The sequence below is a fragment of the Rhodococcus globerulus genome (assembly GCF_019334125.1).
Taxonomy (GTDB): Bacteria; Actinomycetota; Actinomycetes; order Mycobacteriales; family Mycobacteriaceae; genus Rhodococcus_F; species Rhodococcus_F globerula.
Window position 1 is genome coordinate 373,535 of the sequence record NZ_CP079698.1, and the last position, 11,530, is coordinate 385,064.

The 11,530-nt window shown below is 62.2% G+C and carries 13 protein-coding genes; 8 read left to right on the plus strand and 5 right to left on the minus strand.

Features of this window, described 5'->3' with window-relative positions:
• The first annotated feature begins 54 nt into the window (after positions 1 to 54).
• Together dut and KYT97_RS01665 are read left to right on the plus strand one after the other, a co-directional pair.
• Positions 55 to 549 (plus strand): dUTP diphosphatase, encoded by a 495-nt coding sequence (gene dut / locus KYT97_RS01660; RefSeq protein WP_033234988.1) that lies wholly within the window; start codon positions 55 to 57, stop codon positions 547 to 549.
• Between the two features lie 3 nt (positions 550 to 552).
• Complete coding sequence (locus tag KYT97_RS01665) at positions 553 to 1,380, plus strand: DUF3710 domain-containing protein (RefSeq protein WP_219111623.1); 828 nt, start codon at positions 553 to 555, stop codon at positions 1,378 to 1,380.
• Here the strand turns inward: KYT97_RS01665 and KYT97_RS01670 are convergent.
• Positions 1,374 to 2,120 carry an alpha/beta fold hydrolase gene (locus tag KYT97_RS01670; protein WP_219111624.1) on the minus strand — a complete coding sequence of 249 codons (747 nt, stop codon included), beginning with the start codon at positions 2,118 to 2,120 and terminating at the stop codon, positions 1,374 to 1,376. The genes KYT97_RS01665 and KYT97_RS01670 overlap by 7 nt on opposite strands.
• A gap of 137 nt (positions 2,121 to 2,257) precedes the next feature.
• Between KYT97_RS01670 and KYT97_RS01675 the strand changes: the two genes are divergently transcribed.
• Positions 2,258 to 2,632 (plus strand): OB-fold nucleic acid binding domain-containing protein, encoded by a 375-nt coding sequence (locus KYT97_RS01675; protein ID WP_033234775.1) that lies wholly within the window; start codon positions 2,258 to 2,260, stop codon positions 2,630 to 2,632.
• Positions 2,633 to 2,698: 66 nt separating this feature from the next.
• Positions 2,699 to 3,376 carry a DUF3159 domain-containing protein gene (locus KYT97_RS01680; RefSeq protein ID WP_045067432.1) on the plus strand — a complete coding sequence of 226 codons (678 nt, stop codon included), beginning with the start codon at positions 2,699 to 2,701 and terminating at the stop codon, positions 3,374 to 3,376.
• Here KYT97_RS01680 and KYT97_RS01685 read toward each other — a convergent pair.
• From KYT97_RS01685 to KYT97_RS01695, 3 genes are all read right to left on the minus strand, one after another.
• Entirely contained in the window at positions 3,369 to 3,662 is a 294-nt protein-coding gene (locus KYT97_RS01685; protein ID WP_033234773.1) for a GNAT family N-acetyltransferase, read from the minus strand. The genes KYT97_RS01680 and KYT97_RS01685 overlap by 8 nt on opposite strands.
• A 50-nt stretch (positions 3,663 to 3,712) precedes the next feature.
• Positions 3,713 to 4,375, minus strand: coding sequence for a potassium channel family protein (locus KYT97_RS01690; protein WP_033234772.1), 663 nt, complete (start codon positions 4,373 to 4,375; stop codon positions 3,713 to 3,715).
• Positions 4,376 to 4,453: 78 nt separating this feature from the next.
• Positions 4,454 to 5,119, minus strand: coding sequence for a potassium channel family protein (locus tag KYT97_RS01695; protein ID WP_033234771.1), 666 nt, complete (start codon positions 5,117 to 5,119; stop codon positions 4,454 to 4,456).
• Positions 5,120 to 5,290: 171 nt separating this feature from the next.
• On the opposite strand from KYT97_RS01695, the gene KYT97_RS01700 reads away from it, so the two are divergent.
• From KYT97_RS01700 to KYT97_RS01715, 4 genes are all read left to right on the plus strand, one after another.
• Positions 5,291 to 7,285: an APC family permease gene (locus KYT97_RS01700; RefSeq protein WP_033234770.1), complete on the plus strand. Its 1,995-nt coding sequence runs from the start codon at positions 5,291 to 5,293 to the stop codon at positions 7,283 to 7,285.
• Positions 7,286 to 7,319: 34 nt separating this feature from the next.
• Entirely contained in the window at positions 7,320 to 8,594 is a 1,275-nt protein-coding gene (locus KYT97_RS01705) for a class I SAM-dependent RNA methyltransferase (protein ID WP_219111625.1), read from the plus strand.
• A gap of 151 nt (positions 8,595 to 8,745) precedes the next feature.
• Positions 8,746 to 9,252 (plus strand): MarR family winged helix-turn-helix transcriptional regulator, encoded by a 507-nt coding sequence (locus KYT97_RS01710; RefSeq protein WP_033234768.1) that lies wholly within the window; start codon positions 8,746 to 8,748, stop codon positions 9,250 to 9,252.
• 4 nt (positions 9,253 to 9,256) lie between these two features.
• Positions 9,257 to 10,858 (plus strand): MDR family MFS transporter, encoded by a 1,602-nt coding sequence (locus KYT97_RS01715; protein WP_052683516.1) that lies wholly within the window; start codon positions 9,257 to 9,259, stop codon positions 10,856 to 10,858.
• On the opposite strand, the gene KYT97_RS01720 is transcribed toward KYT97_RS01715, so the two are convergent.
• Positions 10,859 to 11,527: an SIMPL domain-containing protein gene (locus tag KYT97_RS01720; RefSeq protein WP_095886084.1), complete on the minus strand. Its 669-nt coding sequence runs from the start codon at positions 11,525 to 11,527 to the stop codon at positions 10,859 to 10,861.
• Between the last annotated feature and the right edge of the window lie 3 nt (positions 11,528 to 11,530).

The window sequence follows — 11,530 nt, forward strand, 5'->3', positions numbered from 1 at the left end:
TGCTCCGCGCCCAGTAGTCCTCTCTCCGGTCTGCGCCGAGTAGTCTTGGCCGACGTGAGCGATCATCTCTCCATCGCCTTGAAGCGACTGGACCCAGACCTGCCGGTTCCGCAGCGTGCACATCCCGGTGATGCCGGTGTGGATCTGTGCTCCACCAGCGATGTCACTATCGAGCCCGGCCGCCGTACCCTCGTTGGTACGGGTATTGCGATTGCCTTGCCGGTCGGCACTGTCGGACTCATCCATCCGCGTTCCGGACTTGCTGCAAAATCGGGTTTGTCCATCGTGAATGCGCCGGGCACCGTGGATGCAGGTTATCGAGGCGAGCTCAAGGTGTGTCTGATCAATCTCGACCCGGACACAGCGGTCGAGATTCGTCGCGGCGACCGAATTGCGCAGCTCGTGGTTCAGCGCGTCGAACTGCCGGTATTCGAGGAAGTGGAGTCGCTCGACGACACCGCCCGAGGTACCGGTGGATATGGTTCGAGCGGCGGACACGCGATACTCGACACCGATGCAGGTGTGAGTCCTGTCGTAGAGGGAGTCTGAAACATGTTCGGACGTAAGAAGAAGTCAGATGTAGACGAGGAACCGACAGGTTTCTTCGAGGACGAGGATGTCGACCAGGTCGACGAATCCGACGACGCAGATGACACGGTGAGCGAAGAGTCCGAGGGCCCGTACGACATCGCGGACATCGAGTCCGACGATCCGACTGCCGGTCGGAACGGTCAGCGACTCGATCTCGGTTCTGTTCTGGTTCCGATGCCTCCTGGCGGCCAACTGCAGGTGGAGATGGCGCCAAACGGGTCACCCCAGGCCGTGCACCTGGTCACCGAACACGGACGGGTCACTGTCGCCGCCTACGCGGCACCGAAATCGCCTGGCCAGTGGCGTGAGGTTGTCGCCGAACTGGCGCAGTCCTTGCGAGACGACAATTCGCCGGTCAGCATCGAGAACGGTCCGTGGGGTCGCGAACTGGTCGCGGAGACCGCTGCCATGGATTTGCGTTTCATCGGTGTCGACGGTCCGCGGTGGATGGTTCGGTGTGTTGTGGCCGGTCCCAGTGGATCGACAGCCGCCGGCGCGCCGCTGGTTGCTATTGCGCGCGACATTCTGCGCGATACCGTCGTCAATCGCGGAGCGGAGCCACATCCGGTGCGGACTCCGCTGCCGGTGGTGCTGCCGCAGGCGTTGGCCGAGCAGCTCGCTGCCGCGCATGAGCAGCAGATGGTCGCGCAGCAGCAGGCCGCAGCTCAGCAACAAGTCGATCAGCAGATCGCTGCGAGCCAGCAGGTGCAGCAACAGCCGCCCACGCAGCCGGTCCCGCCGCAGCGCCGGGGCGAATCCGGTTCTGCCATGCAGCAATTGGGTCAGTAACTCACGTTTACTTCAGGCGCTCGCGGCGGTTGAGAGAATCCGGCCGCCGTGAGCGCCTTGAGGCAGGTGGCCCCGAGTATCGCGGCGTCGTGGCCGATCTGGTCGAGCTCGAGTGTGCCCACTTCGGCGCGGGGGAGCGCGGCCGCCCATTCGTAGCCGACGGTCGCCGGATGAACCGGATCGTCGAGCGCTATCGCGATTCCGACCGGAACGTCGATCTCCGTAAGAGCTGGTTCGGTCAGCGAGCAATACGTCGCGGCTTCGTCGAGAGCCGCCGGCAGATCCGGCCACTGCGAACGCCACGAACGTTCCAGTTCGCGTCCCAGCCAGGCCGGGCTGGAGGCGAGCATCGCTGCAATGACCGATTCCAGACCTTCGCTGCGCAGCTGTGACGAGGTGAACCGTGCGCTCGCCGCTGCCGGTGCGTGATCGGGTGCTCCGGTCCACGGTGGCAACGCCGCCAATACTCCCGACGTCTTGTCCGGATTGAGCGCTGCCCACTGCAGGGCGACGGCAGCACCGATGGACACACCACCGACAAGGATTTTCCCGTATTCGGTGGCTGCGGCATCCATCGCGTCGAGGTAGCTGCCGACGACACGCCGAGGGTCCGGTTCGATTGCGACGGTGCGCACACTTCGAGCGCTGAGCGGCCCGCGGAACGCGTGGTCCACGAAGTGTGCGTCAGAGCCCGTACCAGGGAGAACGACGGCAACGGACGGTGAATGTGTGAGCGCCATTACCTGATCTTGCCTGGTGCCCCGAGATCGCCGATCGACCGGTGTGGTTACCCGCTCGTAATGGGGCTACAGTGGCGAACACACAGCCCTTCCGTGACGCGAAACCCGTGCGTCACATTTGTTCGCAGGAGCGCGCAATGGCACCCGCCGCCGCAGGATATTTTCGCCGACTGACTCGTCGCCTCACCGAGGATGTCGATCAGTTGGATGCACAGGAAATGACCGAGTCCATCGAGGCCGTGGGAGGCCGGAAAGCATGCGACTGTCGGCGCGGTGAAGAAGTCACGATGGAGGGTCGACTCCGTAGCGTCGACGCGTGTCCGAAGTCGGGCAATGCCAGTATCGAAGCGGAATTCTTCGACGGCACCGAGGTCATCAACCTCGTCTGGATCGGCCGACGCCGCATTCCGGGCATCGAGACCGGCAAGACCATCCTGATCCGCGGCCGCGTCGGCGAGCGGGACGGGCGCAAGGCAATCTTCAATCCGTACTACGAGCTGCGCGGCGAGTAGCCGCAGCCGTAGGACCAGACACAGCGCATTTGCCGCATAACGCGGCGCGTGTGGCACCCTCGACAGGTGAGCGAACCCAAACAGCAATCGGTGATGGACCAACTCGGTGGAGTGAGTGGTCTCGTCTACACGTCGCTGCCGATTCTGATCTTTGTTCCGGTCAACAGCATCTGGAACCTCACCGCTGCCATCTGGGCGGCAGTGGGCGTGGCCGTGCTTATCGCAGCGTGGCGCGTCTTCCGTAAAGAGTCGATCCAGCCGGCAATTTCAGGCGTTCTCGGTGTCGCCGTATCGGCGTTCATCGCACACCGCACCGGAGATGCGAAGGGCTACTTCCTCTTCGGGATCTACACGAGCCTCGCCTATGGTGCCGCATTTGTAGTGTCGATACTGATTCGCTGGCCCCTGGTCGGCATCATCTGGGGTTTTCTCAACGGTCACGGCAACCTGTGGCGTCGACACAAAGGCGCGGTGCGGGCTTACGACATCGCTACCGCGGCATGGGCGTTGGTGTTCGGCGCCCGGTACGTCGTGCAGTCGCAGTTGTACGACACAGATCACACGGGTTGGCTCGCGGTGGCACGTATCGCGATGGGGTGGCCGCTCGCCGGCCTGGCGTTTGTGGTCACCATTTGGGCTGTGCGCAAGGCAGATCGGATTGTCGAGCCCCCGCCTACCGAGAGCGATATCGAAGCGGTAGGCGAGGAGCCAGGCGATCAGCCGGATCAGCGCGACGTCAGCTGACCAGATCCTGATACTCGGGGTGCTTGCCGACGAACTTCACGACGTACGGGCACACCGGGTGTACTTTCAGCCCGCGTGATCGCAGTTGGTCGAGTGCGCCGCTCACCAGGATTGCTGCCAATCCGAATCCCTCGAAACGGGGATAGATCTCGGTGTGATTGAACGAGAGCACGTCGCCGGCAGTGGTGTAGTCCTCGATCCCGGCAAGCTCGCCGTCGACGTGAATCTCGAAGCGGCTCTGAGCCGGATTGTCGACGACAACGGTATTTTCGGGTGCAGCGGCCATGATTATCCCTTTCGTTGTGTGATGTCGGTGTCAGGCGTCGAGGCTCGTTGTCAGGCGTCGAGACGCAGCGCCGTTCGGAGCTGGTCCTCGGTGTCGATAGCCGCGACGAAAAGAAGTTCGTCGCCGCCTTCGATCGGGTCGTCGAGTTCGGGAACGATGACGCGGCCTCCGCGCAGGATCGTCACGAGCGCGCAGTCTCGGGGGAGTTCGAGCCGCTTGACGGGCTTGCCGGCGAGGGGAGTGTTGTCCGGCAGGGTGATCTCGACGAGGTTGGCCTGCCCCTGACGCAGAGTCATGAGTTTGACCAAGTCGCCGACCGAGACGGCCTCTTCGACCAGCGATGCCAGCATCCGGGGGGTGGAAACGGCGACGTCGACGCCCCACGACTCGTCGAACAGCCATTCGTTTCGCGGATCGTTGACGCGGGCGACAACGCGGCGCACGCCGAATTCCGTTTTTGCGAGCAAGCTCAGTACGAGGTTGGCTTTGTCGTCACCGGTTGCGGAGATCACCACCTCGTACTCCTCCAGCGAGGCCTCCTCGAGTCGGCTGAGCTCACAGGCATCGGCATGTACCCAGGTGGCTTCGGGCACTGACTCGGGTTCGACGTGTTCGATCTTGCGTTCGATCAGCATGACGTCGTGGTTACTGCGAATCAGCTCGCGCGCAATGGAGCGACCTACGGCACCTGCGCCGGCGATGGCGACCTTCACCTGGAACTTCCAATCACGTTGTGGTGCATCATGTTTTCGGGCAGTGCGGTCGGGTGTGACGTGTGCATAGCAGCCGCCTCAGTCGTCGCTCGGAGGCGGATTGCCGGCAAGTGCGATCGCTTCGGCGACGGTGCCGGACACCGCTGCGATGTACACCTGGTCGTCGGCTTGGATGACGGTCTTGCGATCGGGGAGAACGCCGGTACCGAAGCGGATGATGAATGCCACCCGGGAATTGGTCGCGCCTTCGAGAACCGAGATGGATTTACCGGCCCAATCCTCGTGTAGCGCAAGTTCGGTGATCGCGACGTTTCCCGACGGATCGCGCCACTTTGCCGTCTGGCTTTCCTTGGTCAACGTGTGCAGGAACCGGTCGGTCGACCATGGAACTGTTGCCACGGTGGGGATGCCGAGGCGCTCGTACACAGCGGCGCGCTTCGCGTCGTAGATTCGTGCGACGACGCGTTCGACACCAAAAGTCTCGCGCGCGACCCGGGCCGCGATGATGTTGGAATTATCACCCGACGAGACTGCCGCGAAGGCGTCGGCGCGCTCGATGCCTGATCGAATCAGTACGTCGCGGTCGAAACCCATGCCGAGGACTGTGGTTCCCGGGAAATCATGGTCGAGACGCAGAAATGCACTCTGATCGCGGTCGATGACCGCAACTTCGTGTCCGATCCTGGTCAGGGACGCGGCGAGGGAAGATCCCACACGACCGCATCCCATGATGACGACATACACGACCTACTCCGTTCATGGACTTTCGACGCGATTGCACGCCGAAACGAACCGTACATCGCTGAGCGGGAAGAGCAAGTCTCGACTGGCGCAATTCCGTTGTGATTGCGGGGATGACGGTGCAGTTCTACGGCGGATGACTCCATTTCAGGCTCGACGGCTTACGCTTTGGACGTGTCTAAGCTCTCGACCGCGACCAAGCGGCTCTTGCTCGGCCGGCCGTTCCGAAGTGACAAACTCGGGCACACGCTGCTACCCAAGCGGATTGCGCTCCCTGTGTTCGCGTCCGACGCCATGTCGTCCGTTGCCTATGCCCCCGAAGAAATCTTCCTGGTTCTCTCCGTTGCGGGCATTTCGGCGTACGCCTACACGCCGTGGATCGGCCTGTCGGTCGCCATCGTGATGGCTGTCGTGGTGGCGAGCTACCGCCAGAACGTCCACGCGTATCCGTCCGGTGGTGGTGACTACGAGGTGGCGACGGTCAATCTCGGGCCGACAGCGGGCTTGACCGTGGGCAGCGCGCTGATGGTCGACTACGTGCTCACTGTTGCTGTATCGATCTCGTCAGCGGCGTCCAACATCGGTTCGGCACTGCCGTTCGTGGCTCAGCACAAGGTGTTGTTCGCGGTGGCGGCGATCGTCCTGCTGACGGCGGTGAACCTACGCGGCATCCGGGAGTCGGGAACTGCATTCGCGATTCCGACCTACGCCTTCATCGTCGGGATGTTCTTGATGTTGGCGTGGGGGTTCTTCCGGATCTACGTGCTCGGTGAAGATGTTCACGCGGAATCGTCGTCGTTCACACTCAATGCCGAGGACTCGCATCTGTACGGAATTGCCTTCGCGTTCCTGATCGCGCGCGCGTTTTCCTCGGGTTGTGCCGCGCTGACCGGCGTCGAGGCAATCAGCAACGGTGTGCCGGCCTTCCAGAAGCCGAAGTCGCGCAATGCTGCCACGACCTTGCTGCTGCTCGGTTCGATCGCCATCGTCTTGCTGATGGGCATCATCATCCTGGCTCAGAAGATCGGCATCGTCTACGCCCACAATCCGGCAGAACAGCTGGTCGGCGCTCCTGAGGGTTACCACCAGAAGACACTGATCGCGCAGATCGCCGAAGCTGTGTTCAACGGATTCCCGATCGGATTCTTCTTCATCGCGATTGTCACCGCGCTGATCCTCGTGCTGGCAGCGAACACCGCGTTCAACGGATTCCCCGTCCTCGCATCCATCCTGGCTCAGGATCGCTATCTGCCGCGTCAGTTGCACACTCGCGGCGACCGCCTGGCATTCAGCAACGGCATTTTGTTCCTGTCGGCTGCAGCAATCGCGTTTGTGGTCATCTTCGGCGCTGAGGTCACCAAGCTGATCCAGCTGTACATCGTCGGTGTCTTCGTCTCGTTCGTGCTCAGTCAGACCGGCATGATCAAGCACTGGACGCGCCACCTGAAGTCCGAGACGGACAAGGCGCAGCGCGCTCGTATGCAGCGGTCGCGGGTCATCAACTCGATCGGTCTCGCGATGACCGGTGCCGTGCTGATCATCGTTCTGATCACCAAGTTCGCAGCGGGTGCCTGGATCGCAATCGTCGCGATGGTGGCCATCTTCGGCGTGATGAAGCTGATCAGACGCCACTACGACAGCGTTGCCGCCGAACTCGAGGAGCAGGAGTGGGACGGTGTGCTTCCCAGCCGCACGCACTCGATCGTGCTTGTCTCGAAGCTGCACATGCCGACGATGCGCGCCCTGGCCTATGCGCGAGCAACACGACCGGACACGCTCGAGGCAATCACCGTCAACGTCGACGAACCTGACACCCGCGCGCTCGTTCGGCAGTGGGAGAAGAGCGACGTGACTGTGCCGCTCAAGGTGATCGAGTCGCCGTACCGCGAAATTACGAAGCCGGTTCTCGACTACGTCAAGCGAGTGCGACGTGACGCACCCCGTGACGTGGTCACCGTGTTCATCCCCGAGTACGTGGTCGGCCATTGGTGGGAGCAGATCCTGCACAACCAGAGCGCATTGCGACTCAAGAGCCGTTTGCTCTTCCAGCCCGGCGTCATGGTGACGAGTGTTCCGTGGCAGTTGAGTTCGTCGGCAAAGGCCAAACCCCTCGATATCGAGAAGACAGCCGGCGCTACTCGTCGTGGTTACGACGCCGGAGAAAAATGATTGATCAAGAAAATGGAACGGCAGGCGTAGTTCGTTGAGTGAGAATTGGACCGGGCAGACCTTCGAGGCCGAACTGGGCAAGCCCGGTCACGGCGGGTTTGTTGTTGCCCGCCACGAGGGGCGTGTGGTGTTCGTCCGTCACGGCTTGCCAGGGGAGCGGGCACTGGTTCGCGTTACCGAGGACAAGGGCGGATCGTTTGCGCGCGCCGACGCGGTATCCATTCTCGAGGCGTCGCCGCATCGGATCGACCCGACGTGCCCTATCGCCGGACCCGGAGGAGCAGGTTGCTGCGACTACTCGCATGCCGATCTGCAGATCCAGCGAGAGATGAAATCTCTGGTGGTGGCCGAGCAATTGCAGAGACTGGCCGGCGTCGAACGCGACGTGCAGGTTGAGGAACTGCCGGGCACCGGCGACGGCACCGGGTGGCGGACTCGCGTTCGGCTCGCCGTCGACCGAAACGGTGAGGCGGGGTACCACGCGTTTCGTAGCAATCGCATTGTCACGGACCTGCGATGCACCCAGATCGAGGAACGTGCCTACGACGGATTGGCCGGAGATCAGTGGTCTCCGGGCAGTGAACTGCAGGTGGTCCTCGACGCCGCCGGTGCCAGGCATGTGGTCGAGATCAGTGCGCCCACCATCGCGAAGGCGGGGCGCCGTGCGCCCGGTCGGCGCGGGGCGACGGCTCGCCGTGCTGCGAGCAGCGGCCCGCGGAAAACTCGTGTTGCGATCGGTAATGACACCGTGCGTGAGCGCGTGGGAACCCGCGAGTGGGAATTGTCCGCGACGGGCTTCTGGCAGGCGCATCGTGGTGCCGCGCAAGCATATTCAGAGGTTGTGCGGGACTGGTCCGGCGTCGGCTCCGGTGCTACCGCGTGGGATCTGTACGGCGGGGTCGGAGTGTTCGCGGCGGTACTGGCCGATCTTGTCGGACCGGATGGCGTCGTGGAATCCGTGGAGTTGTCGGCGCGGGCAACATCGGACGGCCGGGCAGCGTTGTCCGATCTGGAGCAGGTCCGATTCCACACTGACCGGGTGGAGAAGATCGTCGCAAGCGCGTCATTGTCTTCCGCGCCGGGTGTGATTGTTCTCGATCCGCCGCGAGCGGGCGCCGGCCGACCGGTGGTGGAGGCGATCGCGTCGACCGGCACCGAACGTGTGATTCATATCGGGTGTGATCCGGCATCGTTCGGCCGGGATATCGGTCTGTATCTCGAGCAGGGATTCCGCATCGGTGGACTCCGTGCCTTCGACGCCTTTCCCCAAACACATCATGTGGAATGCATAGCTCTGCTCGAGCGTTGAGTACTGTCAGGGTCTGATCGCTGTCGGTTAGCTGATTCCCGAATCGGGTGTGACCCTTATCGCGTCGCCAGAGGTTGCTTGAGCTATGCAACTAAATGTATAGTTGCGTTCTGCAAGTAGTTTTCGCGTAGATCGTTGTCAGGGGTTCTCAATGTCAGTGCAGCCGGATACGGCCCAAGCTCTTGTCGACACGGTTTTCCTGTTCGGCAGATCCTTGCGGGCCGTGGTGACGCACAGCGCTGAAAGCGTGTTGCCCCCGGCGCTGATCAGTGTGTTGTTCATGCTGGCAGCCAAAGGGGAGTGCAGACAGAACGAGCTGGCAGTAGACCTCTGTGTCAGCCAGTCCTCGCTCAGTCGGCAGATGTCCGATCTCGTGGATGCCGGGTATGTCGAGCGAAGTCCCGACCCCGCAGACAAGCGAGCGTTCCGAATCCGGGTCTCGGACGAGGGGCACAGCGTTCTCGAGGAAACGAAACAACGGCGAGCGGCGCGATTGCGCAGCATGCTCGAAGACTGGAGCCAGGAAGAGGCCATGGCCGCAGTGTCATCGCTACAACGTCTCAACGAGACGTTCGGCGCAGCGCTCCATCGTCAGGCCTCACCTGCAGTCCCGCACCCGGCCTTGCCGGTCGCGGGCGTAGAAACTATTGGGAGATAAGCACATGTCAGCCACAGTTGGAGAAACTCGGGCTAGTACCGAGAGCGGTGCGATGACGCACAGCGAAATTTTGAAAGTCCTCACCGGACTCATCGCGGCACTCTTTACCGCGCTGCTGAGCAGCACCATCGTCTCGACGGCTCTCCCGACCATCATCGGTGAATTGCACGGAACGCAGACGCAGTACGCCTGGATCATCACGGCGGCACTGCTCGCGACGGCCGCGTCGACGCCCATCTGGGGCAAATTGTCTGACCTCTTCAACAAGAAGTTGCTGGTCCAGACGTCGATCGTGATCTTCGTGGTCGGTTCCATCATCGCCGGCGCAGCGCATAACGTGCCGCTGCTTCTTGGCGCCCGCGTGATTCAGGGCATCGGCATGGGTGGTTTGACTGCCCTCGTCGTGGCCATCATCGGCTCCATCATTCCGCCGCGTGATCGTGGTCGGTACTCCGGCTACATGGGTGCTGCCATGGCTGTCTCGATGTCCGGTGGACCCGTTCTCGGCGGTGTCATCGTCGACACGGTCGGTTGGCGCTGGTGCTTCTACGTGTGTGTTCCGTTGGCAGTCATCGCACTGTTCCTCCTGCAGCGCACATTGCACATCGAGACCGAGAAGAAGGAAAACGTCTCCATCGACTGGTTGGGTGCCACCTTGCTCACCGCCGGTGTCAGCGTTCTGCTGATCTGGGTTTCCTTCGCCGGTCAGGATGACTACTACGCCTGGTTCTCGATGCAGTCGCTGTACTTCGTCTTCGGCGGACTTGCCTTGCTGGCTCTGACGATGTTCGTCGAATCCAAGGTCAAGGATCCGATCCTGCCGATCAAGATCATCACCGAGCGCACCACCGCGTTGGCAATCATCGCGTCGGTCGCAGTGGGTGTCGGCCTGTTCGGTGCGACGACCTTCCTGACGCAGTACTTCCAGACAGCTCGCGGTTTCGATCCGACGGCAGCCGGACTGCTCACCATCCCCATGGTGGCAGGCATGCTCGTCGCCTCGGTCGGCTCGGGTCAGATGATCACCAAATTCGGTCAGTGGAAGCCGTTCGTTGTTTCCGGCGCAGTGCTGCTGCTCATCGGTTTCGGTCTGCTCTCGACGATCGACCACGCGACCAACCTGTGGACCATCGGAATCTTCATGGCCATCGTCGGTTTGGGTACCGGCATGCTGATGCAGAACATCGTGCTCGCGGTCCAGAACACTGTCAGCGTCGAAAACATCGGCGCGGCAAGCAGTATCGTTGCGTTCTTCCGTACCTTCGGTGGTGCGATCGGCGTGTCGGTACTGGGTTCCATCCTGGCAAGTCGCGTCGGCACCCTGACCAAGGAATCCGTGTCCGCACTGCCGCCCGAGCAGCAGATGGTTGCAGGCAAGAGCTTGCAGGACGGACTCGACCTGAACAACATGCCCGACTTCGTCGGACAGATCGTTCGATTCGCGTACGGCGACGCAACGGGACGCATCTTCCTGGTCGCAGCCGTTGTTGCCATCGTCACCTTGGTAGCGGTTTCCTTCATCCCGAACCGGGCACTGCGGACCACGATCGACATCGTTGTACCCGAGGCGGACGAGGTCAACCTCGAAAAGTCGGCTTCACGCTGATCACGCCATAGACCATCGAACACGGATCGAGATCGTTTCCTCGATCTCACCGTGTTCGACGGCTAGCGGAGCAGAATCTGCCCGAGCCGCGGCAAATACACCGTGCACCGGGACCATCTGGTCGGCGCCCTCGACAATCTCGAGGGTGTCGACCAGATTTTTCCGTGCCAGGGCCGCGAACTGTGCGGCTTTTGATTGTGCTGACGCCCAGGCAGATTCGCGGGCGAGCTCGGCCAGCGCCGTTCGATCCTCGAGGTCGAATGCCACGCTGTCGAGTCGGATCGCGTCGCCGGAGGCGGACACACAATCAGCGATAACGGCGGCGGGAGAATGCGAGCTGTTCGCACTCAACTCGCGCACTACTATTCGAAATGTCGTCGACGCAGTGAAACCGGTGGTTTCTGCTCGGCCGCCGTCCACCCACTGAGTCTGCGGGTGGATGCTCAATCCTGTTGTCACGAGGTCGGCTCCGCGGATGCCGTGTGCGTGCAGTACGTCCGTCAATGCGGTCGAGTGCCTGGCCAGGGCACCGAACGCGTCGGCAACTGCCGGGTCTGTCACCGAGATGCCAATCGACAACCGGGCAATGTCGGGAGTGGCTGTTGCGCGGCCGATTCCACTGACCGTCACGCTGGTCGCGTCCGACTGTTCCGAATGAGTGAAGGTCATGGG